The organism is Streptomyces blastmyceticus (genome assembly GCF_039521185.1).
GTDB lineage: Bacteria > Actinomycetota > Actinomycetes > Streptomycetales > Streptomycetaceae > Streptomyces > Streptomyces blastmyceticus.
Genome location: NZ_BAAABW010000039.1, coordinates 20,788 through 45,950, shown reverse-complemented (window position 1 = coordinate 45,950; position 25,163 = coordinate 20,788). Strand labels below are relative to the sequence as shown.

Annotated in this window: 21 protein-coding genes and 1 pseudogene; 16 read left to right on the top strand and 6 right to left on the bottom strand. The window is 72.5% G+C overall.

All coding sequences use genetic code 11. From position 1 onward, the window contains the following. Positions 1–62 precede the first annotated feature (62 nt). Positions 63–199: pseudogene (locus ABD269_RS35475) on the top strand (IS5/IS1182 family transposase); the annotation flags it as partial. An 8-nt stretch (positions 200–207) separates the two neighbouring features. Here ABD269_RS35475 and ABD269_RS32285 read toward each other — a convergent pair. Both ABD269_RS32285 and ABD269_RS32280 read right to left on the bottom strand, forming a co-directional pair. Beyond that, positions 208–897 carry a hypothetical protein gene (locus ABD269_RS32285; protein ID WP_344123714.1) on the bottom strand — a complete coding sequence of 230 codons (690 nt, stop codon included), beginning with the start codon at positions 895–897 and terminating at the stop codon, positions 208–210. Between the two features lie 41 nt (positions 898–938). Further along, the gene (locus tag ABD269_RS32280) at positions 939–1,643 is read right to left on the bottom strand and encodes a hypothetical protein (protein ID WP_344123712.1); all 705 of its coding nucleotides are present in this window, start codon (positions 1,641–1,643) and stop codon (positions 939–941) included. An 873-nt stretch (positions 1,644–2,516) separates the two neighbouring features. On the opposite strand from ABD269_RS32280, the gene ABD269_RS32275 reads away from it, so the two are divergent. The 8 genes from ABD269_RS32275 to ABD269_RS32240 all read left to right on the top strand — a co-directional run bounded on the left by ABD269_RS32275 (position 2,517) and on the right by ABD269_RS32240 (position 12,474). Next, the gene (locus ABD269_RS32275) at positions 2,517–3,866 is read left to right on the top strand and encodes a hypothetical protein (RefSeq protein ID WP_344123710.1); all 1,350 of its coding nucleotides are present in this window, start codon (positions 2,517–2,519) and stop codon (positions 3,864–3,866) included. A 141-nt stretch (positions 3,867–4,007) separates the two neighbouring features. Continuing rightward, positions 4,008–5,129 carry a glycosyltransferase family 2 protein gene (locus tag ABD269_RS32270; protein WP_344123708.1) on the top strand — a complete coding sequence of 374 codons (1,122 nt, stop codon included), beginning with the start codon at positions 4,008–4,010 and terminating at the stop codon, positions 5,127–5,129. Further along, entirely contained in the window at positions 5,126–5,392 is a 267-nt protein-coding gene (locus ABD269_RS32265) for a hypothetical protein (RefSeq protein WP_301894554.1), read from the top strand. The genes ABD269_RS32270 and ABD269_RS32265 overlap by 4 nt, the downstream gene beginning before the upstream one ends. A gap of 35 nt (positions 5,393–5,427) precedes the next feature. After that, positions 5,428–6,174, top strand: coding sequence for a hypothetical protein (locus ABD269_RS32260; protein WP_344123706.1), 747 nt, complete (start codon positions 5,428–5,430; stop codon positions 6,172–6,174). Between the two features lie 119 nt (positions 6,175–6,293). After that, positions 6,294–7,055 carry a DUF6065 family protein gene (locus ABD269_RS32255; protein WP_344123704.1) on the top strand — a complete coding sequence of 254 codons (762 nt, stop codon included), beginning with the start codon at positions 6,294–6,296 and terminating at the stop codon, positions 7,053–7,055. Further along, entirely contained in the window at positions 7,052–8,299 is a 1,248-nt protein-coding gene (locus ABD269_RS32250; RefSeq protein WP_344123702.1) for a glycosyltransferase, read from the top strand. Before ABD269_RS32255 ends, ABD269_RS32250 begins: the two co-directional genes overlap by 4 nt. Positions 8,300–8,475: 176 nt before the next feature. Continuing rightward, positions 8,476–10,464, top strand: coding sequence for a WD40 repeat domain-containing serine/threonine protein kinase (locus tag ABD269_RS32245; RefSeq protein WP_344123700.1), 1,989 nt, complete (start codon positions 8,476–8,478; stop codon positions 10,462–10,464). A gap of 51 nt (positions 10,465–10,515) precedes the next feature. Then, a complete protein-coding gene (locus ABD269_RS32240) occupies positions 10,516–12,474 on the top strand; it encodes a WD40 repeat domain-containing serine/threonine protein kinase (protein ID WP_344123698.1) in 1,959 nt (652 codons plus the stop codon). 17 nt (positions 12,475–12,491) lie between these two features. Here ABD269_RS32240 and ABD269_RS32235 read toward each other — a convergent pair whose 3' ends face one another. From ABD269_RS32235 to ABD269_RS32225, 3 genes are all read right to left on the bottom strand, one after another. Then, positions 12,492–13,199: a gamma-glutamyl-gamma-aminobutyrate hydrolase family protein gene (locus ABD269_RS32235; protein WP_344123696.1), complete on the bottom strand. Its 708-nt coding sequence runs from the start codon at positions 13,197–13,199 to the stop codon at positions 12,492–12,494. Positions 13,200–13,229: 30 nt separating this feature from the next. After that, positions 13,230–14,696: an ethanolamine permease gene (eat, locus tag ABD269_RS32230; RefSeq protein WP_344123694.1), complete on the bottom strand. Its 1,467-nt coding sequence runs from the start codon at positions 14,694–14,696 to the stop codon at positions 13,230–13,232. 126 nt (positions 14,697–14,822) lie between these two features. Continuing rightward, a complete protein-coding gene (locus tag ABD269_RS32225; protein WP_344123692.1) occupies positions 14,823–15,530 on the bottom strand; it encodes a FadR/GntR family transcriptional regulator in 708 nt (235 codons plus the stop codon). Between the two features lie 74 nt (positions 15,531–15,604). On the opposite strand from ABD269_RS32225, the gene ABD269_RS32220 reads away from it, so the two are divergent. The 4 genes from ABD269_RS32220 (at position 15,605) to ABD269_RS32205 (ending at position 20,490) form a co-directional block, all read left to right on the top strand. After that, complete coding sequence (locus tag ABD269_RS32220; protein WP_344123690.1) at positions 15,605–16,972, top strand: glutamine synthetase family protein; 1,368 nt, start codon at positions 15,605–15,607, stop codon at positions 16,970–16,972. Positions 16,973–16,982: 10 nt separating this feature from the next. Beyond that, complete coding sequence (locus ABD269_RS32215) at positions 16,983–18,344, top strand: aldehyde dehydrogenase family protein (protein WP_425573028.1); 1,362 nt, start codon at positions 16,983–16,985, stop codon at positions 18,342–18,344. Next, positions 18,341–19,126, top strand: a complete 786-nt coding sequence (locus tag ABD269_RS32210; RefSeq protein WP_301888720.1) for a 3-oxoacyl-ACP reductase — start codon at positions 18,341–18,343, stop codon at positions 19,124–19,126. Before ABD269_RS32215 ends, ABD269_RS32210 begins: the two co-directional genes overlap by 4 nt. A gap of 89 nt (positions 19,127–19,215) precedes the next feature. Beyond that, positions 19,216–20,490, top strand: a complete 1,275-nt coding sequence (locus ABD269_RS32205) for an HAD family hydrolase (protein ID WP_344123687.1) — start codon at positions 19,216–19,218, stop codon at positions 20,488–20,490. Between the two features lie 83 nt (positions 20,491–20,573). On the opposite strand, the gene ABD269_RS32200 is transcribed toward ABD269_RS32205, so the two are convergent. Beyond that, entirely contained in the window at positions 20,574–21,791 is a 1,218-nt protein-coding gene (locus tag ABD269_RS32200; RefSeq protein ID WP_344123685.1) for an alanine racemase, read from the bottom strand. 291 nt (positions 21,792–22,082) lie between these two features. On the opposite strand from ABD269_RS32200, the gene ABD269_RS32195 reads away from it, so the two are divergent. The 3 genes from ABD269_RS32195 (at position 22,083) to ABD269_RS32185 (ending at position 25,111) form a co-directional block, all read left to right on the top strand. Then, positions 22,083–22,967: a hypothetical protein gene (locus tag ABD269_RS32195; protein WP_344123683.1), complete on the top strand. Its 885-nt coding sequence runs from the start codon at positions 22,083–22,085 to the stop codon at positions 22,965–22,967. Next, positions 22,964–24,130 (top strand): type VII secretion-associated serine protease mycosin, encoded by a 1,167-nt coding sequence (gene mycP, locus ABD269_RS32190; RefSeq protein WP_344123681.1) that lies wholly within the window; start codon positions 22,964–22,966, stop codon positions 24,128–24,130. Before ABD269_RS32195 ends, mycP begins: the two co-directional genes overlap by 4 nt. Before the next feature lie 240 nt (positions 24,131–24,370). Next, the gene (locus tag ABD269_RS32185; protein ID WP_301888727.1) at positions 24,371–25,111 is read left to right on the top strand and encodes an SseB family protein; all 741 of its coding nucleotides are present in this window, start codon (positions 24,371–24,373) and stop codon (positions 25,109–25,111) included. Positions 25,112–25,163 lie beyond the last annotated feature (52 nt).

Genomic DNA, 25,163 nt, shown 5'->3' with positions numbered 1-25,163 from the left:
CGGCGTCTCCGCCGCCAACACCCACGACAGCCAAGCCCTGAGCTTATGGTCGAGGGTCACGTGGGAAGCGCATCGGCGTGTGCATCGCGTGCAAGGGCATCGACCACCGCTATGAACGCGCTCCCGCAACTATCTGGCTTTTCTCGGGCTCGCAGTCGCGATCTGCTGCTATAAACGACTCGTCCGCCTCACCACATAGGACACACCCTAAGCGAGCCCGCCGTACCTCACGGTCTGACCCGGCGCCAGCTTGCGGGCGACCCGTTCGGTCAGTTCCTCACCGCGACGGTCCAGTTCCCTGCGGCGGGCATCGTCCTTTTCCTTGTCACGCTCCTCCAAGTACAGGTTCACATTGGCGTTGAAGTCCGCCGACCACTTGTACAAGTCGTCGACCAGGTCGCCGGAGAGCCCGAGGGCGGCAGCTGGATCGTCCGGCGTGAAATCGCCGAACCCCTCCGCACGGAGCGGACCCCACTTGTACTCGCCTTCGACGACGATGTGGAGGGGGTGCGGCGGACTGCCGTGTGCGTCGAGGGTCCAGTGCAGGCGTTGGCATCCCCAGCACACGAACTTTGCTGAGCCGTGTTGTTCGTCCCAGTAGCGCACGACCCACGTGGGGCCCAAGTGCTTCGCCAGCGTCTGGGCGAGTTCCAGGCCCTTCTTGACGTGCTTGCGCAGCGGGGGCCGGGAGGCAAAACCTTCCGGTGGGCGGGCTGTGGACCAGGAGATCAGGCCGTGCGCCAAGTCTCCGGGGAGCCTCAGGTCGGGATCGTCGACCGGAACACCGCTGGTGAAGTCGTCGGGGTCCGCATGGAACCCCGCATCCGACGTGTACAGGGGTGACCGGTCTCCTCGTGCACGCACGAGAAGATGGCGGGGTTCGTCCTGGTGGTTCATGCAGGGTTCGCTTCTACGGTGAAGCTCTTGTCGCCCACGGCTCAGCCGTTGTGGACGTTGAGGTTGTCGTCCACGAGGAACTCCGGGTAACCGAAGCGTTCGCCAAGGGCGGTGAACGCCTCGCAGCGTTCTTCGTTGATCTCCACGAAGTAAGCCTTCATGGCTCGTAGGAACAGCCGGTAGCCGAGGTCCGCACACGCTTCGCCGACAACCTGCTCCAGTGCAGGCACCACACCTGGCACAGAATCCTTCAAGGCCGCCTGCTCAAGTTCGCCTGCGACGGAACGCATCTGTTCCAGAACAGCCCTCCGCAGGTCGGCATCGGTCACCGGATGCGCCGGGGGCGGAACGAACGCCGCATCCACCCGGCGGATGCTCCTGGTCCACACCTGTTCGATCCGGCGCATCCAGTCCCGCCCGGTCATCCCGTGCTCCGCGGGGTCGAAGTACGAATTCGTGACACCGAGCCACACAGTGCGGATCACCTCGTCCGGCAGCGAAGAACCCAACAGCCTCCGCACGTCTTCGCCGATCTGCATGACAGACGTACGGTTGAACTTGGTAATGGCCTGGTCTGCGATGCTGAGCTGCACATCCACGGGCCCACTTTTCGGAACGAACCGGTCGTAGTCCTCCTTGGACAGCCACACCGGGTACTCCGACTTCGATGCCATCCAGCTCAGTCCGATGTCCAGGATGAACTCCTGGAACTCCTCCCCGTCGTCGTCCTCGCTCTGTTCTGCCATCGGGTTCCTCCTCGGCGGTGATCCCGTACACCCTACGAGGTGTCAGGCCAGGCCGGTCGCGAGCAGTTTCGGGCGGCGGTCGAGGTGCCGTGAACGAGCGGAAAGCCCGCCATTGCGTAAAAGCGCACCTGACGCACTCAAATCGCGCGCCCCGAATCCGGGGTAAACAATTGCTCAACGCCCGCCGTGCCGCGCAGCCCGCCAGGAGATTCCAGCCGACCTCCCGGCGGCGAACCATGGCGCCGCACCCGCCGCCGCAAGTCGAGCGCGTCGCGCGGCGACAGCGATACCGTGCGAATCGCCCAGAACGGGCATCAAGCGTGTGGCAGGCCTCACGGCGGGATCAGGACCACGGTGGCGCGCGGCCCTACGGGGCCGGCGGGGGATGGGCGGGAATTCCGCATGAGGTGCCAGGCGGCCGCGCAGGGGAAAAGCCGTGGAGAGCCGCCACCCCGCGCGGCCGTTCCGCTGGGTCGGCAGCAGCGGTCGGGCGCTGTCAAGAGGGCCCTCGGGTCAGTAGCCGATAAACGGCGCAAAACAAGCACGTTGGCGCTTATTCGCCCCGGCGACCGAAAAAACCGGCCGCGCTCCGGGGGCGGTCAATACTTCTGCTGGCTCGCCAAGTGCCCCACGAGCAGCGTCCGTCGTGACCTCTGCGGTGAACACAGTTGCTGGTGTGACACGAGAGGTAGTTGAACGGGCGCTACACCCTGTGTGGCCGGTGGCCGAGATCAATTTCCGTGCAATTGACGGCCCTTCCGGAGAAGTATTGAATTGCCGCTCACTGCCCCGGAGTCGGGCACACTCCCGCAAACCGTATGCGAAAGCACGTCGATCCCAATCCCTTGACCCTCGAAGAGGAGAGAAATCCGCATGAGCTTGACCGTAATACCCGCCGAGGCCGTGACCGCGGACCCCGAATGGACCGGCATCCGCACCCTCGGCCATGCCAACCGGTTCGCCACCTGGGACAGTGAGTTCCGCTACGACGGCCGCATCCGGGTCCCGATGGGAGTGAAGATCAAGGAGGTCCGGTACTCCTACACCGGCAACGGCCAGGCGGACATGAACACCGTCGAGGTCAAGCGCGGGCGCGGCGGCATCGACCAGGAGTTCGAGGTCATCGACCTCACCTTCCTCGACGACTCCGACCTCATCACCTTCACCCTGCGCGGCGACCTCAACGTCGACGCCGATCCGCGTCCGGCCTTCAGCCGTAAGTACCCGATCCGTGTCGACGTCGTCCTCGACAGCGGGGACGTCCGTACGGCGAACCCGGAGATCGAGGTGCTCGCCGGGGCCTGGGCCAAGACCGACCCTGAGAAGGTCGGCCGGCCGTTCGTGCGGCTGCCCTACGACACCGCCTGGGGCGGCACGCCCAACAGCCAGGCCGGATTCGGATTCGTCGCGGACAACGGCCGCATCCCCGGGGACAAGTTCATCATCGACCTGGTCAACCTGCGGCAGGGCGAGCAGGGCGTGGCGGGGAACAACAGCGACCACGTCTACTACCAGCTGGTGCACGAGGACGGCACGCCGTCCCACTACACCCCCACCCCGCAGCTCCAGAAGGCCGAGGGTCACAAGGACTCCGGTGTGGGCCTCAAGGTGACCCTGCCCGCCATCGACCTGCGGCAGTTGGGGGACAAGCCGGGGTACTACCGCTTCCTGGTCTGGCCCCAGGCCCTCAACCCCGACGGCTCGCCGAGCGCCATCGGCTGGGACCCGGCCAAGCTGGAGGACGCCTTCCAGCTCGGCAGCGTCTACTACCGCTACACCGCGCCCCGCAGCATCGACCCGGGGCTGCGCGCCACCGTCAAGACGGTGCGGCTGGAGGCGACCGCGGGGCAGGACCGCTGGGTCTACCCGCCGTTCGTCGTCCGCAACACCGGTCAGCGCACCATCGGCACGGTCAAGGCCGTCTTCACCGCCCCCGAGGGCGCGCGCTTCACCGAGGACCACGTGGCCTTCACCCGCTGGACGGACGAGAGCCGGGAGGTCGTCGCCCAGGGCGTGCTGTCGGCCGACCAGCGCACCCTGACGTGCCCCGCCGTCGCGCTGAACCTGGAGCCGAGCGGCCCCGGCAAGGACGCCTGGGTGTCGCTGTACCCGGCCCTGCAGATCGAGGGCACCGCCCACGGTCAGCTCCAGGTCGGCATCCAGCTGGGCGAGCCGGTCTTCGTCACGGCCAGCGACACGATCGACGTCAAGCCCGCGAAGTGACCGGCCGGTTGGCCGGCCGACCGGAGTGACACAGGGGGCGCGGCACCCACCGCGTGCCGTGCCCCCGCCCGCCGGGCCCCGCCAGGACGACGGCAACCACCCACAGCATCACCGCGACAACGGTTCCAGGAGTGCACCCTCATGCGAAGGCCGCGCATCGCCCGCAGAGCCCGCCGCGTCCCCGTCCCCGAACGGCAGGACGACACCGGCCCCGGGCCCCGCATCGTGGCGCTGATCCCCGCCCACAACGAGGCTCAGCGCATCGCCGCGTCGATCGCGGCCCTGCACCGTCAGGAACGCCCGCCGCACCGCGTCGTCGTGGTGGCCGACAACTGCACCGACGACACCCCGGCGATAGCCCGGGCCAACGGCGCGACCGTCATCGCCTCGCAGGCCAATCGGCACAAGAAGGCCGGCGCCCTCAACCAGGCCCTGGACAGCCTCCTGCACGAGCTCGCGGCCGGTGACTTCGTCCTCGTCCAGGACGCCGACACCGTCCTGCGGCCCGCCTTCCTCACCAGCGCCATCGAGGCCATGGACCGCACGGTCGGGGCCGTCGGCGGCATCTTCTACGGGGAGCGCGGCGGCGGCCTCCTCGGTGCCCTCCAGCGCATCGAGTTCCACCGGTACGCCCGCGAGATCGCCCGCCGCGACTACCGCGCCGACGTCCTCACGGGCACCGCCACCCTCTTCCGCGTCCGTACGCTGCGGGAGGTCAAGGCCGCCCGGCTCGCCGGGCGCATCGGCGGCGGCTCCTCCTACTACTCCCTCGCCTCGCTCACCGAGGACGACGAGATCACCAAGGCCGTCCGGACGCTGGGCTACCGCACCGTCTCCCCGCCGGGCTGCGCGGTCGTCACCGAGGTCATGACCAGCCTGCCCGCCCTCTGGCACCAGCGGCTGCGCTGGCAGCGCGGGGCCCTGGAGAACCTGCGCGACTACGGCTGGACCCGGGTCACCGCCCCGTACATCATCCGCCAGGGCTTCATGGGCCTGTCCGTGCTCTTCCTCGCCCTCTACCTCTTCTTCACCGGCTGGATGCTCAAGCGCGGGCGCCCGGAGTTCACGCCTTTCTGGATAGCCGTCGGCCTGGTCTTCGTCGCCGAGAAGACCGTCACCGCTCGCGGCGCCGGCTGGAAGTCGCAGCTGCTCGCGGGCACGCTCGCCGTCGAACTCGGCTACGACATGTTCCAGCACGCCGTCTACCTGCGCTCCTTGTGGGACATGGCCCACCGGCGCGAGGAACGCTGGTGCGCCACATGATGTACGGAGCCCTGCCGCCCCTCGGCGCGGTCGGCGCCGCCGGGGTCTCCGCCCTCTCCTCCAGGAGGCCGGGTTCCGGCTTCCAGGCCCTCGCCACCGTGGTCGCCGCGACCACCTTGGTCATGGCCGGGACCTCGCTCGTCAAACTCCTGCCGCCCCGGCGCCGGTTCATCGAGGGCGCCGTGGCCTGGCGCACGCCTTCGCGGACCGCCGCACACGACCGGATCCGGCAGGACGGCACCGCGTGGATCGCGGTGCCGTGACCGAACCCCACCACCAAGAGAAGGAGAACGCTGCGATGACCGAGGACGCAACCGGCGAGCCCCAGCCGTCGGACGACTCCGAGACCGTCGAGGCCCAACTGCCGGACGGCTTCGAGATCCCGGACGACTCCGAAGTGAAGGTCGAGGCGGTCAATCCGCAGGGCAGGAGCTTATGGATCCCGCTCCCGTGGATCCCCGTGCCCACGACGGCGCGGCCGACGCCTCCGCCGACGACGCGCCCGCCGGTCACCACCACGCGCCCGCCGGTGACGACGACGCGTCCACCGGTGACGACGACACGTCCGCCCGTGACCACGACCCGTCCACCGGTCACCACGACGCCGCCGCCCGTGACCACGACCCCGCCTCCCGTCACCACCACGCCCCCGCCCCTCACCGCCACCATCGCGGAACGGTCCCCGCAACAGGGCGGCCCGGGTTCCCAGGTGATCGCCTCGGTGCTGGTGACGAACACCGGGGCCACCCCGATCGGCGTCCAGACGGTGGTGCTCACGGCCCCGGCGGGGACGCGGCTCCTCAACGGATACCTGGGCACCTGGCGGGAACCGGATGTGGAGGACAACTACCCGGGCACGCTCTCCTCGGACGGGACCACGTCGACCTGCTCCGGCGTCCCCGTGAACCTCGACCCCGGCCAGTGGGCCGTCTTCTACACCGCCGTCATCGTCGACGCCGGTGCCACGCCCGGCCCCGCGCCCGTCACCTTCGCCATCGGAACGCCCGCCTTCGCCACCGGCACCGGAAGCGTCACCGTCATCTGAGCCCCGGCACCGCCGGCGCCCACTCCGCGGACGCGGAGTGGGCGCCACCCGCGCACAGCCACCACCCCACCGGAAAGGGCACGTCGATCTCCGCAGAACACCACGACCCCGAACCCGTCATGGTGGCCTACCGCCTGCCGGACACCCCGGACATGCCCATCGTCCCCGCCCCCGCCCAGCGGGACTGGCTGGACCGGGCCACCCTCCGCCACACGTACCGCTGCCTGCCCCTGCGCGTCGCCAACCAGAACGGCTGGTGGATCCTCAACAACAGCACCTTCACCGTGCGTTGGAACGGCGGGGACGCGACGGAGGACCTGACCGTCCGCTACGCCGACGAGGACGCCCCCGCACCGGCGATGAGCCACTTCGGCCACGGCATCCTGACCTTCCACATCCCCTATCTGATCCGGACGCCGCCCGGCTGGAACCTGCTCGTCCGCGGCCCCGCCAACGCCCCCAAGGACGGGGCGCACCCGCTCGAAGGGCTGGTGGAGGCCGACTGGGCCGTCGCCACGTTCACCATGAACTGGAAGATCACCCGGCCCGGCGCCGACATCACCTTCGCGGCGGGCGAACCCGCCCTCATGCTCGTCCCCCAGCGGCGCGGGGACCTGGAGAGCATCCGGCCACGGAGCGCCCCGCTCGCCCGCATGCCGGACGCCGACGACCACCGGGCGTGGAGCCGGAGCCGCATCGACTTCGCCCAGGCCTTCGTGGCGGGCGACCCGTCCGCCGCGGACGGCTGGCAGCGCCACTACATGCGGGGCACGCACCCGGCCGCGACCCGGGCCTTCCCCGACCACCAGCGGGTCCTGCGGCTGCGCGGCTTCGCCGAAGACCCCGCAGAGGAAACCGCCGACGAAGGGAGCGCGTCATGAGCCGGATCACCGTCGGCATGGCGACCTACGACGACTACGACGGCGTGTACTTCACGCTCCAGGCGCTCCGGCTCTCCCATGCCCCGGAACTGGCCGACGCGCAGTTCGTCGTGGTGGACAACAACCCCTCCGGGCCGGTCGCGCCCGCGCTGCGCGCCCTCGCGGACCGCATACCGGGCTATCGCTACCTGCCCTTCGGACAGTACGCGAGCACCGCCGTTCGCGACCTCGTCTTCCGGGTGGCGGAGTCGCCCGTCACCCTGTGCCTGGACTCCCACGTCCTGCTCGCCCCGGGGGCCGTGCGCGCGGTGCTCGACCACTTCGAGCAGCGCCCGGACAGCCGCGACCTGCTCCAAGGGCCCATGATCGCGGACGGTCTCGACGACGGCCGCGAGCCGCCGTCCACCCACCTGGCGCCCGAGTGGGGCGACGGAATGTTCGGCGTGTGGCGGACCGACCCGCGGGGCGCCGACCCCCGAGGGAAGCCGTTCGAGGTGGGCATGCAGGGCCTCGGCCTGTTCGCCTGCCGCACCGACGCCTGGCCCGGCATCAACCCGCGCTTCCGCGCCCACGGCGGGGAGGAGGGCTACCTCCACGAGAAGATCCGGCGCGGCGGCGGCCGAGTGCTGTGCCACCCGGGCGTCCGCTGGCTGCACCGCTTCACCCGGCCGCAGGGGCCGACCTTCCCCCTCACCCTGCTCGAACGCGTACGCAACTACCTCATCGGTCACCGTGAACTCGGCCTCGCCGCCGACGGTCTGACGGAACACCTGCGCGGCCTGGTCGGCGACGACCACACGCGGGACGTCCTCGACCGGGCGCGCAGGCAACTCGACAGCCCCCTCGCCCACTTCGACGCCGTCGTCTGCCTGCTCGCCGACGGCTCCCGGGAGACCTGGGAGGACGCCCGGCGGGTCCTCGACGACCTCGACATCGGCTGGCTCGCCGAATGGCTGGTGCCCGCCCCGGACACCGCGGGATGCCACCGGGAGGCGGCGCTCCGGCAGATCGTGACGGACGCCGCCACCAGAGGACTCGACCGCGTCCTCGTCCTCGACGCCGCCTCCCTGTGCGCGCCGGGAGCCGCGGAACACCTCCGCCGGGCCGTGGAGCCGCTGCGGACCGTCGGTTGGTGCGTCCGGCCGTTGGCGGCATCCGGACTCGCCGTGCAGCGCGGAGCGTTCGGCCCGATCGGGCGGGGGGAGCCGACGGCCCTGGCCGCCGCCGCGCCCTGGCTCGGCTGATGCCCGCGGGGGCGGTGCGGCCGGTAGCGGGTCACCCGTGACGACGGCCGGGCCTTCGGATCCCGGGCCGTGGGCCGATGCGGACGAGATTTCGATCCCATCGTCCTGATGAGCGGGATCATGGTTCAATGCCGTCCGTGATACCGCCCGCAACCCCTGGCAGATTCGAGTAGCGCATGGTCGAGCCCCTGGGCCCCGGAGACCCCCGGCGTGTCGGCCCGTACCAACTGGAGGGCCGGCTGGGCGCGGGCGGCATGGGCCAGGTCTACCTCGCCGCCTCGCCGGGTGGGCGCAAGGTCGCGGTGAAGGTGATCCGGCCGGAGCTTGCCGCGACCCCGCAGTTCAGGGCTCGTTTCGCCCGTGAGGTCGATGCCGCGCGTCAGGTCGGCGGCTTCCACACCGCCCAGGTCGTCGACGCCGACCCCGGTGCCGAATCCCCGTGGCTCGTCACCGCCTACATCCCCGGCGCCACGCTCCAACAGGTCGTCGCCGAGCGTGGCCCCCTCGCCCCCGAGGTCGTCCTCCGCCTGGGCGCGGGTCTGGCCGAAGGACTGGCCGCCATCCACAACTGCGGCCTCGTCCACCGCGATCTCAAGCCCGGCAACGTCATCCTCGCCGAGGACGGGCCGCGCATCATCGACTTCGGCATCGCGCACGACCAGGGCGCCGAGACGATGACCCGCACCGGCGCGGTCATCGGCACGTACGCCTATATGTCGCCGGAGCAGATACGCGCCGACCGGGCCGGTCCCGCGAGCGACGTGTTCGCGCTCGGCTCGGTCCTGGCCTTCGCCGCCACCGGCCGCAGCCCCTTCGACGCGACGACCGTGCCGGCCATCGTCCACCGCGTCACCAGCGAACCTCCCCGGCTCGACGGCCTCTTCGGCGGCCTTCGCGACCTCGTCACCGCGTGCCTGGCCAAGGACCCCGCCGAGCGGCCCTCCACCGCCGACGTCCTGACCCGCCTCTCGGTCACCGGCGCCGGCGCCCCGCCCGCCGTCGCGTTCAACGACCTGCCCACCGCACCGGGCGCCGCCCCCACCGCACCGGCCGCCGCGCCCACCACCTCGCCCGCCGCCCCCGCCAAGGCACTTCCCCGGCGCACGCTGTTGTTCGGCGGGATGGCCGCCACCGCGACGGCGGCGGCCGCCGTCCCCGCGTACTTCCTCTGGCGGGCGTCCGGCACGGACGCGGACCCCACCAAACCCGTCACGCGCCTCAGCGGCCACACCTCCGAGATCGACTGCCTCGCCTTCGCCCCGGACGGCAAGACCCTGGCCAGCGGCGGCTACGACAACACGGTGCGGCTGTGGGACGTCGCCACCGGCCGGACGATCACGACGTACCAGGGGCACACCTCCAACGTCATGTCCCTGGCCTTCAGCCCGGACGGCCACACCTTGTACTCCGGTGCCTTCGACAAGACGCTGCGGCGCTGGGACCTGCGCACCGGCAGACCGATGAGCGTCGCCGCCTCGTACGACGGGCAGAACGACTACGTCAACTGCCTGGCGTCCAGCCCGGACGGCGCGACGCTCGCGGTGGGTGTCGGCAGCCGGGTCGAGCTCATGACGCAGTCCACCGGTCGCGTCTTCGCCACCCTCACCGGTCACACCGGCAGCATGAACCACATCGCGTTCAGCCCGGACGGCAGGACCGTGGCCAGCGTGGCCTCCGAAGCCGCGGGCGGCAGGATCTGGCTCTGGGCCGCCGACACCGGCCGCCACCTCAAGACCCTCACCATCGAGGGCAGGGACCACTTCAACTGGGTGATGTTCAGCCCGGACGGGAAAACCGTGGCCGGCGCGGGCCCCGGCGTCCACCTGTGGGACCTGGCCAGTGAGCGCCACACGGCGACGCTCACCGACGCCCACCCGTACGTCCACACGGCGGCGTACCGCCCGGGCAAGGCGATGATCGCGGGTGCCGGAGGCGTGCGCGAGCCCAACACCCACGACAACACCGGCAAGACCGTCAGCCTCTGGGACCTGTCCACCGGGCGCGTCACCACGACCCTGACCGGCACCATGCCCGAGTCCAGGATGGACACCTCGATCTCGGCGCTGGCCATCAGCCCGGACGGCGGGACCCTCGCGGCCGCCCTCAACCAGGTCGGCGCGACCGTGGAGTCCGCCGTCTCGATCCAGCTCTGGAAGCTTCCCTAGCGACTCCGCTTCTCAAGGCGGACACCCCTACATCGACAACGGACGGTATGCATGGACGCGTTGCGGCCCGACGATCCCCAGCGGGTCGGCCCCTATCGGCTGGACGGCCGGCTGGGCGCGGGCGGCATGGGGAACGTCTACCTCGCCACCTCGCCGGGCGGCCGCAAGGTCGCGGTCAAGGTGATCCGGCCCGAACTGGCCGCCACCCCGCAGTTCCGGGTCCGTTTCGCCCGTGAGGTGGATGCCGCGCGGCAGGTCGGCGGCTTCCACACCGCCCAGGTCGTCGACGCCGACCCCGACGCCCCTTCGCCCTGGCTCGTCACCGCGTACATCCCCGGCCCGACGTTGCAGCAGGTCGTCGCCGACCGAGGGCCTCTCGCCCCCGACGCCGTCCTCCGCCTCGGTGCGGGCCTCGCCGAGGGGCTCGCGGCGATCCACCGGTGCGGCCTCGTGCACCGCGATCTCAAGCCCGGCAACGTCATCCTCGCCGAGGACGGGCCCCGCATCATCGACTTCGGCATCGCCCGTGCCGTGGACGCCAGTTCGCTCACCGCCACCGGTGCGGTCATCGGCACGTACGCCTTCATGTCGCCGGAGCAGATACGCGCCGACCGGGCCGGTCCCGCGAGCGATGTGTTCGCGCTCGGCTCCGTCCTGGCCTTCGCCGCCACCGGACGCAGCCCCTTCGACGCACCCACCCTCCTGACGGTCGTCCAGCGGATCCTGGACGAACCGCCCGCGCTCGACGGCCTCGACGGCGAGCTGCTGCGCCTCCTGACCTCCTGCCTGGCCAAGGACCCGGCCGACCGGCCCGCCGTCGCCGACCTCCCTGCCCGCTTCGCGGAAGCCCCCGCGAGCGGGGCGCCTCTCCCTGAGCAGACGGTGGTCCTGACCCCGGCGCGGCACACACCGCCGCCTCAGCCCGTTGCTCAACAGATGCGGCCCGCGACGGTGCTGGACCCGGGCCCGAATCCGTACGCCGCCACGCAGACCGGCCCCGTTCAGCCAATGCCCGTCCCGCCGGTGCCGCCCGTCCCGGAACCGGCCGGGCCACGGGTGTCACGGCGCGCGCTGATCTTCGGCGGCCTCGGGGTCGCCGCGGTCGCGGCGGTCGGAGTCCCCTTCCTGCTGAGCCAGGACGACGGCAACTCCCTTAAGGGACCCGACGGCGCCGAGGGCCTCGCCTTCAGCGCGGACGGCAGAACGCTGGCCGCCGCCAGCCCGGACGGCACGATCTGGCGGTGGGACATGTCCACCCGGCACAGCACCGTCACGCACATCGAGATCGCCAAATACAGCCAGCCCAACGTGTTCAGCAGGGATCTCGGACTCCTGGCCAGGGCGATGGAGAACAAGGTCGAGCTCTGGGACGTGGGCACCGGCCGCGCCGGCGCCACCCTCACCGGGTCCACGTCGTACCAGCTCCAGGACGGCTTCTTCGACTCCGTCGGCCTCAGCCCGGACGGCAGGACGCTGGCCGCGAGCAGCGCCAAGGGGCTGTACGTGTGGGACGTGCCCTCGGGCCGCACCCTCGCCGTCCACGAGGATTCGAAGACCGGGCCGACGGCGTTCAGCCCGGACGGCACCCTGCTGGCCGCCGGTGATCCCTTCCAGCTGCGGCAGATGCCCGCCGATCAGGTCGTGACCACCGTCGGCGACGGCAAGAGCAAGTTCTGGAGGCTCGCGGTGTTCAGCCCGGACGGCCAGATCCTGGCCGTCGCGCAGACGGGTTACACGGTGCTGCTGTGGAACGCCGGTACCCGCAAGGACATGGCCGTCCTGGACCGCCACAAGGCCACGATCCAGGCGCTCGCGTTCCACCCCGGCAGCCGGTTGCTGGCCAGCGCCGACAGGGACGGGACCGCTTTCGTATGGGACACGGCCTCGGGCTCGGTCACCGCCACCTTCACCGGCGGCAGCGCCATCCAGCAGTTGGCGTTCAGCCCGGACGGGAAGACCCTCGCGGCAGGACTCGAAAGCGGCACCGTCCGCCTCTGGGCCGTTCCTTGAGGGTCGCTCGGCGGCGGTCAGTCCCGGGAAGCCGTCACCAGGGCGCGCGTCAACCGTAGGTCCGACCGCACCTCCGGGTGCCACTGGACCCCCAGAGCGAAGGCCGCGCGGCCCTCGTACTCCAGCGCCTCGACCGTGCCGTCCTCCGCGTACGCCGAGACCACCAGGCCCTCGCCCAGCCGGTCCACGCCCTGGTGGTGGTGCGTCGCCACGTCGCACGGCTCGGGCAGCAGCTCGCCCAGGCGCGTCGACGGGAGCGGCTTGACCAGGTGGTCGGAGAAGGCGCCGGCGACCGGGTTGTGGTCCTCGTGGCCGACCACGTCCGGCAGGTGCTGCACGAGCGTGCCTCCCGCGTGCACGTTCATCAGTTGCATGCCGCGGCAGACGCCGAGCAGGGGCAGCTCCTGCCGCAACGCCTCTGCGAGCAGGGCCAGTTCCCAGCGGTCGCGCTCCGGGACGGGGGCTCCCGCGCGGGGGTGCCGTTCCTGTCCGTACAGCGCCGGGTCCAGGTCGTCGCCGCCCGCGAGGACCAGGCCGTCCAGGCGCCGGACCGTGGCCGCCGCCGTCGCCGGGGCGTCCGGCGGGAGCAGGACGGCCATGCCGCCCGCGCGCTGGACGTGCTCCGCGTACGCGGCGGGGAGCACGGCGGCCCGCGTGTCCCACGCGACGCCCCAGCGGGCCCGCGTGAGGTAGGTGGTGATGCCGATCAACGGCTGTGCGTCCATGCGTGCTTGTCCTTCCGGGTCGGTCGTGTGTCAGCCATGTGCGAGCTCGGCCTCCGCCGCGGCGAGTGCCGCGAACTCCTCCTCCGGCGCGCTCGCCACCAGCCGGTGCCTGCTGTAGAGGGCGAAGTACGCGGCGGCGACCGCGTAGACGCCCAGGGCGATCATCGCAGCCGCCGTGTCCACCAGGAATGTCGCGACCAGGGCGGCGCACGCGAGCACGAAGGCGACGACCGAGGTCACCACGCCGCCCGGCGTGCGGTACGGCCGCTCCAGCCCCGGCTCGCGGCGGCGCAGCACGATGTGGGAGAGCGACATCAGGGCGTAGGAGATGGTGGCGCCGAACACCGCGACGTTCAGCATGCGCGCCCCGTCGCCGGTCGCCGCGGCGAGGGTGAAGCCGAGCGCGCCGGGCACCAGCAGCCCGAGGTAGGGGGCCTTGCGGCGGCTGGTGAGGGAGAGCAGGCGCGGGAGGTAGCCGGCCCGGGAGAGGGCGAAGAGCTGGCGCGAGCCGGCGTAGATGAGGGAGAAGAAGGAGGCCACCAGGCCCGCGAGCCCGGCGTAGTTGACGATCCGGCCGAGCACGGTCGCGTGCCCGTCGCTCTGCACCGCCGCGACCAGCGGGTTGCCCGCGTCCTTCAGGGCGTCGGCGCCGCCCGCGCCGGTGGCGGCGAGGAACGTGCCGAGGGCCAGGACGAGCAGGATGCCCATGGAGGTCGCCATGGCCTTCGGCAGCGAGCGCGCCGGGTCCTTGGTCTCCTCGGCGGCCAGCGGCACGCCCTCGACGCCGAGGAAGAACCACATGCCGAAGGGGAACGACGCCCAGATGCCCAGCACCCCGAACGGCAGCCAGGACGTGGCGCCGAGGGCGCCGTGGTCGACGGGGATGTCCCGCAGCCGTCCCGCGTCGAAGTCCGTGAACGCCCCCACCGCGAAGATCAGCAGTGCGGCGACCGCCACCCCCGTCACGACGAAGCTGAACTTCAGCGCCTCGCCCACGCCCCACAGGTGGATGCCGATGAAGACGGCGAAGCAGGCCAGGTAGACCGGCCAGGACGAGGTGAGCCCGAAGAGGTGCAGCGACTCGACGTAGTCGCCGATGAAGACGGAGATCGCCGCGGGCGCGAGGACGTACTCGATGAGGATGGCGGTGCCGGTGAGGAAGCCGCCCCAGGGGCCGAGCGCGCGGCGCGCGAAGCCGTAGCCGCCGCCCGCCGTAGGCAGCACGGAGGCCAGCTCGGCGAGCGCGAAGACCATGCACGTGTACATCAGGCCCATGAGGGCGGCGGCGACGGCGAGCCCGCCGAAACCGCCGTGCGCGAGGCCGAAGTTCCAGCCGGAGTAGTCGCCGGAGACGACGTACGCCACGCCCAGGCCGGTCAGCAGGAGCGGACCGGCGCTGCCCCGGCGCAGCGTGCGCTTCTCCAGATAGCCGGCCGGGTCCGCGTGGGGAGCGGGTGGTGCGGGCGTTACGGGGGGTGCCTCCGTGCGATCGGCCATGAGCCGCTCCTGCCCTCGGGGTAAAGGTTTCGCGCCATACCTTTGCCTTGGTGTGGCGCGAAAGGCAACCCCCTTGCGTAAAACCCTGGTTACCGATGCCCCTCCCGGTGTCTGTCCCGGCGCCCGTCAGGACAGGAAGCCGCGCAGCAGCGCCGCCGTGCCGCAGCAGTGCTCGCGCATCACCTCGCGCGCGGCGTCCGCGTCCCCGGCCAGCACGGCGTCGACCAGCGCGGTGTGCTGGAGCTGCGAGTGTTCGAGGTTGCGGACCAGCAGGGGGATGCGGTCGAGCAGCTCGTTGACCGTCGCCCGGACCGCCGCGTACTGCGCGGCCAGCGTCGGCGACCCCGACAGCTCCGCCAGCGTCAGGTGGAACAGCGTGTCCAGGCGCCGGTATTCGGCCAGGGGCGCGTCGTGCGTGGCGTCCAGCGCCGCCCGCAGCCGGGCCGCCTGCTCCGTATCGAGGCCGTGGGCGGCGCACAGCCCCGCCGCGCCCACCTCCAGCACCTCCCGGAAGCGCAGCGTGTCCTCGACGTCGACCTCCGCCCGGGCCCCGGCCGCCGCGGCGGGGCGGGCGCGCACGAACGTCCCCCCGTACCGCCCGCGCCTGCTCTCCACCAGCCCCTGGTCCTGGAGCACCTTCAGCGCCTCGCGCAGCGTGACCCGGCTGATCCGCAGCCGCTCCGCCAACTCGCGCTCGGAGGGGAGCCGTTCCCCCTCCGGTACCAGACCCAGGCGGACGATCTGGAGTATCTGCTCCAGCGCCTCCTCGAAACCGTTGCCCGCGCGGACCGGCCGCAGCACCGGCGCCAGCCGGTCCGCTGAACTCCCGTCCATCGAGACCCCTTCCCAATCAATGGTCTACGGGCCTACCTTAAGACCTCCCGGCCGGACCGACAGGAGGCAAAACCGTGGCAGACCGCACGCCCCCGCTCGCCGTCGAGGAGCTGCGCAGGCTCGTGGACTCCGGGGAGATCGACACCGTCGTCCTCGCCTTCACCGATATGCAGGGAAGGCTCCAGGGCAAGCGGTTCGCGGCCCGCTACTTCCTCGAACAGGTCCTGGAGGGCGGCACGGAGGGCTGCAACTACCTCCTCGCCGTGGACGTCGACCTCAACACCGTGCCCGGCTACGCCATGTCGTCGTGGGAGCGCGGCTACGGCGACTTCGCCATGCACGCCGACCCCGCCACCCTGCGCCGCGCCCCCTGGCACCCCGGCACCGCCCTGATCACCGCGGACCTCGCCTGGCACGACGGCTCGCCCGTCCTCGCCTCCCCGCGGCAGATCCTGCGCGGCCAGCTCGACCGGCTCGCCGAGCACGGCTGGACCGCCTACGCGGGCACCGAGCTGGAGTTCATGGTCTTCAAGGACACCTACGAGGAGGCGTGGGGCCGCGCCTACCGCGGCATGACCCCCGCCAACCAGTACAACAGCGACTACTCCGTCCTCGGCACCGGCCGCGTCGAACCGCTGCTGCGCCGCATCCGCAACGAGATGGGCGCGGCCGGGCTCACCGTCGAGTCCGCCAAGGGCGAGTGCAACCTCGGCCAGCACGAGATCGTGTTCGTCTACGACGAGGCGCTGACCACCTGCGACCAGCACTCCGTCTACAAGACGGGCGCCAAGGAGATCGCCGCCCAGGAGGGCATGGCCCTCACCTTCATGGCGAAGTACGACGAGCGCGAGGGCAACTCCTGCCACATCCACCTCTCGCTGCGCGACGAGGCCGGACGGCCCGTGCTCGCCGACGACGACGGCCCGTACGGCATGTCGAGGACGATGCAGCACTTCCTCGCCGGACAGCTCGCCGCGCTGCGGGACTTCACCCTGCTCTACGCGCCGAACATCAACTCCTACAAGCGGTTCCGCCCCGGCTCCTTCGCCCCCACCGCCGTCGCCTGGGGGCCGGACAACCGCACCTGCGCCCTGCGCGTCGTCGGCCACGGCCCCGCGCACCGCTTCGAGAACCGCCTGCCCGGCGGCGACGTGAACCCCTACCTCGCCGTCGCGGGCATGGTCGCCGCCGGACTCCACGGCATCGAGCAGGAGCTGGAGCTGGCCGAGCCCTGTACGGGCAACGCGTACGCGGGCGACGCCGCCCACGTGCCGACGACGCTGCGCGAGGCGGCGGACCTGTGGGAGGCGAGCCCCATCGCGCGCGCGGCCTTCGGCGACGAAGTCGTCGAGCACTACCTCCACATGGCGCGCGTCGAGCAGACCGCGTACGACACGGCCGTCACGGACTGGGAGCGGTTCCGTTCCTTCGAGCGCATGTAAGGACATCGCGTTGCACGAGATCATCAACCCCGCGACCGAAGAGGTCGTCGCCACCGTCCCCGCCTCGACACGGCAGGACGTCGACGCCGCCGTCGTACGCGCCGCCCGGGCACAGACCGGCTGGGCGGCCCTCGCCCCCGGCGACCGCGCCCGCCACCTGCGCCGCTTCGCCGCCGCGGTCGACGCGCACCTGGAGGAGCTGGCCCTGCTGGAGGTCCGCGAGGCCGGGCACCCCATCGGCAACGCCCGCTGGGAGGCGGGCAACGCCCGCGACCTGCTCGACTACGCGGCCTCCGGCGTCGAACGCCTCACCGGCAGCCAGATCCCCGTCGCCGGGGGACTGAACGTCACCTTCCACGAACCGCTCGGCGTCGTCGCCGTCATCGCCCCGTGGAACTTCCCGATGCCCATCGCCGCCTGGGGCCTCGCCCCCGCGCTCGCCGCGGGCAACGCCGTCCTCCTCAAGCCCGCCGAGACCACCCCTCTCACCGCGCTGCGGCTCGCCGAACTCGCCCTGGAGGCCGGGCTCCCCGAAGGGCTCTTCCAGGTGCTCCCCGGCGACGGGCCCGTCGCGGGCGACGCCCTCGTCGAACACCCCGGCGTCGCCAAGGTCGTCTTCACCGGCTCCACCGCCGTCGGCAAACAGATCATGGCCAAGTGCGCCGCGCACGTGAAGCGCGTGACCCTCGAACTCGGCGGCAAGAGCCCCAACATCGTCTTCGCCGACGCCGACGTCGAGCGGGCCGCCGCGGCCGCCCCCGGCTCCTTCCTCGACAACACCGGCCAGGACTGCTGCGCCCGCAGCCGCATCCTGGTCCAACGGAGCGTCTACGACCGCTTCATGGAGCTCCTGGAGCCCGCCGTCCGCGCCTTCACCGTGGGCGACCCGACGGACCCCGCGACCCGGATGGGCCCGCTGATCTCCGCCGCGCACCGGGAGCGCGTACGGGCGTACGTCCGCGAGGACGCCCCGGCCGCCATCCGCGGCGAGGCCCCCGCGGGCAAGGGCTTCTGGTACCCCGCGACCGTCCTGGAGGCCGCGCCGGACGACCGCACGGCCACGGAGGAGATCTTCGGCCCGGTCGCCGTCGTCATCCCCTTCGAGGACGAGGCCGAGGCGGTGCGGATCGCCAACGCCACCGACTACGGCCTGTCCGGGTCGATCTGGACCCGGGACGTCGGCCGGGCGATCCGCGTCTCCCGCGCCGTCGCCGCGGGAAACCTCTCCGTCAACTCCCACAGCAGCGTCCGCTACTGGACCCCCTTCGGGGGCTTCAAACGGTCCGGCCTGGGCCGCGAACTCGGCCCCGGCGCACTCGCCGCGTTCACCGAGACCAAGAACGTGTTCATCAGCACCGAGGAGACCCTGTGACCGACCAGAACCCCGTCTGCCGCCGCCTCGTCGGACGCACCGCCGTGATCACCGGAGCCGGCAGCGGCATCGGCCTGGCGACCGCCCGGCGGTTCGCCTCCGAGGGCGCGAACGTCGTCTGCGCGGACATCTCCGAGAGCGCCGGCAAGGCCGCCGCCGAGGAGGTCGGCGGGCTCTTCGTCCAGGTCGACGTCACCGACCCCGAGCAGGTCGAGGCCCTCTTCAAGACCGCCTACGACACCTACGGCTCGGTCGACGTCGCCTTCAACAACGCCGGGATCTCCCCGCCCGACGACGACTCCATCCTCACCACAGGACTCGACGCCTGGAAGCGCGTCCAGGAGGTCAACCTCACCTCCGTCTACCTCTGCTGCAAGGCCGCCCTCCCCTACATGCGGGAGCAGCGCCGGGGCTCCATCATCAACACCGCCTCCTTCGTCGCCGTGATGGGCGCCGCCACCTCGCAGATCAGCTACACCGCCTCCAAGGGCGGCGTGCTGGCCATGTCGCGCGAGCTGGGCGTGCAGTTCGCCCGCGAGGGCATCCGCGTCAACGCCCTGTGCCCGGGGCCGGTGAACACCCCGCTCCTGAAGGAGCTCTTCGCCAAGGACCCGGAGCGCGCCGCCCGCCGCCTGGTGCACGTGCCCGTGGGCCGCTTCGCCGAGCCCGAGGAGATCGCGGCCGCCGTCGCCTTCCTCGCCAGCGACGACTCCTCGTTCGTCAACGCCGCCGAATTCCTGGTGGACGGTGGCATCGCGGGCGCCTATGTAACTCCTGTGTAACCCCTGTGTAAGGTCCATGATCAAACGCCGGGGCCGGCCACCTGCCGGCCCCGGTGTACGTCCTGCCCCTCACGCACGTAAGAGATCGCATGCGCAAGAAGCCCGCCATCGTCGTCGGCCTCCTGGCCGCCGCGGCCCTCTCCTCCTCGGTGCCCGCCCAGGCCGCGCCCGCCCACGCGGCCCGCGCCGCCGCCAAGTGCCCCCAGCTCGACAAGAAGCTCACGTGGTTCGGCGACAACCGCGCCAAGCTCCAGAAGATGATCGACGAGCGGGGCACCTGTTCCGGCAAGGGCGGACCCCGCCCCGTCGCCGCCTTCGACTGGGACAACACCGTCGTCAAGAACGACATCACCGACGCCACGCTCGCCTGGGCCCTCAACCACGACAAGATCCTGCGGCCCAAGAGCTGGCGCGACACCAGCACCTGGCTGACCCCGGCCGCCGACCGCGCCCTCACCAAGGCGTGCGGCACCTCCGTGCCCGCCGGCCGCCCGCTGCCCACCTCGAAGAACACCGCCTGCGCCGACGAGATCTTCGAGATCCGCGAGAAGTCGCAGACCATGAGCGGCGAGGCCGCCTTCGCGGGGGAGTGGAACCACCGCCGCACCGTGCCCGGCTACGCCTGGATACCCCAGCTCTTCGCCGGCCGCACCCCCGCCACCGTCACCGCGTACGCCGAGCGGGCGCGCGCCGAGCAGCTCGCCGCGCCCATCGGCCGCAAGCAGACCGTGGGCACGCACAGCATCGCCGGGTACATCCGCTACTACGACCAGCAGAAGGACCTGATCCGCACGCTCAAGGCCGCGGGCTTCGACGTCTACATCGTCTCCGCCTCCTCCGAGCCGATCGCCGAGGCGTGGTCCGGCGGCGTCGGTCTCGACCGCAAGCACACCATCGGCATCCGCAACGTCCTCGACCGCCACGGCCGCCTCACCACCGGCATCAAGGGCTGCGGCGGCGTCGCGGACGGCCCCGGCGGGGCCCTGCCGTACATGGACGGCAAGCGCTGCATGATCAACCAGGAGATCTTCAAGATCAAGGGCGCGGCCGCCTGGAAGCAGCAGGACCCGGCGCACCGCATCGCCCTCGGCGCGGGCGACGCGGACACCGACGTGACCTTCGTGAACGACGCGACCGGCGCCCACGTCGCGATCAACCGCAACAAGGCCGAGCTGATGTGCCGCGCCTTCGACGACGCGGACGGCCGCTGGGTCGCCAACCCGATGTTCATCGACCCGATGCCGCACAAGCCGGGCGCCTACCCGTGCGCGACCACCGGCGCCACGCTGCCCGACGGCAGCCACGCCCCGGTCCGCCGCGCCGACGGCTCGATCATCCCGGACCAGCTGGATCTGGCTTCCTGAACCACGAAGCGGCTGCGCCGCTTGTCCTCAAACGCCGGACGGGCTGAATTCAGCCCGTCCGGCGCTTGAGGACACCGCGCCGGTCACAGAAACGTGCGGCCCTCGCCCCGATACGTCGGTACCGTCCGAACCACCCGGTCGCCCTCGATCAGCCGCAGCGCGTCGAAGCGTTCGCAGAGCTCACCCGCCTTCGCATGCCGGAACCACACCTTGTCACCCACCAGCAGATCGTCGGCCGGCCGGCCGAGCAGCGGCGTCTGCACCTCGCCCGCACCCTCGCGCACGTCGTGGCGCAGGCCGGCCGGGAGGTACGGCACCGGCAGCCGGTCGCGGCCCGCCGCGCCCGACGCCGGATAGCCGCCGCCCGCCACGGTCACCACCCCCACCCCCGGGCGCCGCACCACGGGCAGGGCGAAGAGCGCCGCCGGGCGGCCCCGGAACGAGCTGTAGTGGTCGAACAGCCGCGGCACGAACAGCCCCGACCCCGCGGCCACCTCCGTGACCGCCTCCTCCGCCGCGGTGGTGGAGACGCTCCCCGTGCCGCCGCCGTTGACGAACTCCAGCTCCGCCACCGCCCGTACGGCCCGTACCGCCTCGGCCCGGCGTGCCGCGAGCTCCTGGCGGGCCACGGACTGCATCAGCCGTACGGCCCGGGACCGCACCGGATGCCCCGCCACCGCATCACCCACGCCCGCCACATGAGCCTCGTACGCCATCAGCCCCACCAGCCGGAAACCCGGACGGCGGTCGATCGCCCGCGCCACCTCCGCCAGCCGCACCGGATCGCGCAGCGGCGAGCGCAGCGCGCCGATCCGCACCCGGCCGCCCAGCAGCCGCAGCGAGGTGTCCATCTCCAGGCAGACCCGGACCTCTTCGGAGCGCCGGCCTCCGGCACGCGTGGCGTCGATCAGCGCGAGCTGCGCCGGATCGTCCACCACCACCGTGACCGCCGCCGCCAGCTTGGGGTCCGACGTCAGCTCGGCGAAACCCGCGCGGTCCGCCGACGGATACGCCAGCAGGACGTCCGGGAAGCCCGAACGCGCCAGCCACAGCGACTCCGCGAGCGAGAAGCTCATCACCCCCGAGAACCCGTCCCGCGCCAGCACCCGCTCCAACAGCGCCCGGCAGCGCACCGACTTGCTCGCCACCCGCACCGGCTTGCCGCCCGCCCGCCGCACCAGATCCCGGGCATTGGCGTCGAACGCCTGGAGGTCGACCACCGCCAGGGGCGCGTCGAGAGATGCGGTGGCCCGGTCGTAACGGGCCCGATCGGCGGGGGAACCGGCGATGCGAGGCGGCATGCGCGCAGCTTGCCAGAGGGAGTTCACCGCTGAACAGAGGCCGGACAGCGGCCGTACAGCGGCCGGATGGCGATGGCAGAGGCCACCACCGTCCCCGTAGAGTGACGGGCACGCCGCGGGCGCACACCGCCGGTGGCGGCATGTCCGGAACCGAACCGGCGAGCCGGCTCGCGAGGGGGAGAGCGCAGGTTGACCACGGAAGCGGAGCCACCTCCGACGGGGGTGCGCCCGAATCCCGCCCCGACCGAGCTCCCGGTACGCTCCAGACCCGGCGCGGGCCCGACGCCGTCCGTGCCCCGGCCCCGCCTGCCGGAGCGGCCGTACCCGCCGTGCCCGTCCACGCCGCCGCGCGTCCCGGGCGAGCCGGGCCGTCCCGTACGGAACGCGGAGACGCCCGCCGAAGGCCCGGCGGAGCCGCACCCGGCCCGCCGGACCGTCGCGGCGGCGACCTGCCTCGTCCTCGGCATCGGCCTCATCGGCGGCGCCGCGGCCGGAAGTTGGCTCACCGGGGAGCGGGGGCGGCGGTCCGCCGCGGAACGCTCCTTCGAGCGCGGCCGCACCCTCTGGCACACCGTCCCCGTCGACGACCTCTTCCCCCGCACGCTCCACGACGACTCCGCGGGCCCCGGCGGAGCGGCCCGCGACTGGACCCGCGTCGGCGTCGCCCCCGACGGCGACTGCGCGGGTGCCTTCGACCCCCTTCTCGCCAAGGCGCTCGCGCCGGTGGGCTGCGAGCGGCTGCTCCGGGCCACGTACACGGACGCGACCGCCACCCGCGTCACCACCGTCGGCCTCGTCGTCACGGCCGCCGACGGCACCGGGATGCGCGCCCTGCGCAAGCGCTTCTCCGACGAACGGCTCGACGAACGCGCCGATCTGATGCCCCGCCCGTACGCGCCCAAGGACACCGCCGCCGAACGCTTCGGCGACGCGCAGCGCGCCAGCTGGCACATCGGCGTCCTGACCGACCTGCCCGCCGTCGTCTACACGGTGTCCGGGTTCGCCGACGCCCGTACGGGCACGCCCCCGCAGCCCGCCGACCGGGCGGTCGGCCCAGGCGCCACCACCGCGGCCGCCCAGGCCGGGCTCGGCCACGACGCGATCGCCCTGGCCGACCACCTGGAACAAGGGCTCCACCGGGCCCTGCGCACCACCGCCAAGGAGGCCCGGGGATGAGGGCGTTCACCGGCGCCGCGGGCAGCCGGGTCACCGCGGCGATCACCGTCGCCGTCGCCTGCGCCGTGCTGCCCGCCGGGCCCGCGCGCGCGGACGCCATACGCGCACAGGAATGGGCCCTCGACGCCCTGCACACGGAGGACGCCTGGCGCACCACCAAGGGCGCCGGGGTGACCGTCGCCGTCCTCGACACCGGGGTCGACGACGGGCACCCCGACCTCCGCGGGCAGGTGCTGCCGGGCAAGGACCTCGTCGGCTTCGGCGCCGGACCCGGCGACCGCTCCTGGGCGCGGCACGGCACCGCGATGGCCGGGATCATCGCCGGGCGCGGGCACGGCTCCGACGGCTCCGACGGCGTGCTCGGCATCGCGCCCGAGGCGAGGATCCTGCCGGTGCGGGTGATCCTGGAGGACGGCGACCCGGCCCGGCCCAAGGCCCGCGGCGCCCGCGGCAGCGCCCTCGCGGACGGCATCCGCTGGGCCGCCGACCACGGTGCCGACGTCATCAACCTGTCCCTCGGCGACGACAGCGCCACCGCGCACCCCGAACCGCGCGAGGACGCGGCCGTGCAGTACGCGCTGAGCAAGGGCGCCGTCGTCGTCGCCTCGGCCGGCAACGGCGGCGAGCAGGGCGACCACGTCTCCTACCCCGCCGCGTACCCGGGCGTCATCGCCGTCACCGCCGTCGACCGCTACGGCAACCGCGCGCCGTTCTCCACCCGCCGCTGGTACGCGGCCGTCAGCGCGCCCGGCGTCGACGTGGTGATCGCGGACCCCGACCGGCGCTACTACGAGGGGTGGGGGACGAGCGCGGCCTCCGCCTTCGTCTCGGGCGCGGTGGCGCTGGTGCGCGCCGCGCATCCCGGGCTGACCCCGGCGCAGGTCCGTGAGCTGATCGTGGACACGGCGAGCGGCGCCCCGCCGGGCGGGCGGGACGACGCGCTCGGCGCGGGGCTCGTGGACCCGGCGGCGGCGATCGCCCGCGGCGCGGCCGTACGCCCGCTCCGGGCGCAGGGCCCTCCGCCGCGCTTCTTCGGGCCTGCTGTTGAGGAGGCGTCGCCCGAGCGTGCGACGTTTCTCAGCCCGGTGGCGCTGGGTGCGGCGTCGCTGGGGGCCCTCTTCTTGATCGCGTCAGCGGCTCTTTGGCGGCGGCGCACGCTGTGATGGACCGTGCTCGGGTGCGGGAAATCAGCCCGTCCGGCGTTTGAGGACGCGCCCGCAGGGCGCCCCCGCCGCAGGCGGCAACGGACCCGCAGCCGGGGGTCCGGGGCACGAGCCCCGGTTTCGGGAAGGGGCGGGGCTGGGGAACAAGCCCGCCGCAGGCGGCAACGGGCCCGCACCCGGCAACGGCGGGCCCACAGGCCCCCGCACAGGCGAGTCACGGCACCCCGATAGGGTCGGCGCGTGGCTCTCAAGAACATTCCCGACCCCGGGTTCTCCGACGACAACGGCGCAGCCGACCCCGAGCTGACGGCGGCCCTCGCCGCCTGGGCGGACGACCCCACCGCCGAGCCGGCCGTGCTCGCCGCCCTGCCGGGAGCACGCCTGCTCGTCCCCGTCGTCGCCGTGCTCGGCGAGGTGGAGACCGGCCCGGACGGGCTGAAGCGCGAGAAGACCAGCGACATGGCCGTACCCACCCTCCAGGCCCCGGACGGCCGCAAGGCGCTGCCCGCGTTCACGTCGATCGAGAGCCTCGCCCGGTGGCGCGCGGACGCGCGGCCCGTGGCCGTACCCCTGCACCAGGCGCTGCAGGCCGCCGCGCACGAGAAGGCGGACACGGTCGTCATCGACCTCGCGGGCCCGGTGCCGTACCAGCTGACGGGCCCCGCCCTGCTGGCCCTCGCGGAGGGACGGCGGAGCGCGGATCCGCTGGCGGACCCGTCGGTCACGGACGCCCTGCGGGCCGTCGTGGCGGCGCAGCCGGGCGTGCTGCGCGCCCACCTGGTGCCGTCCGGGGACGGGGACGCGGACGGCACGCTGGCGCTGGAACCCGCCCCGGGCACGGCGCCCGCCGAGGTCGCCCGGCGGATCGCCGAGGCGCTGGCCGCCGACGAGGTCCTGCGCGCGCGGCTGGTGCGCGGCCTGGACCTGGCGCTGCTGCCGCCGGGCGCGGACGTCCCGGGGGAGCCCCTCTTCACCCGCTGATCGTCCAACAGGCGGCTTGTCCTGGATCGTCCGACAATGCGAAGACAGTCCA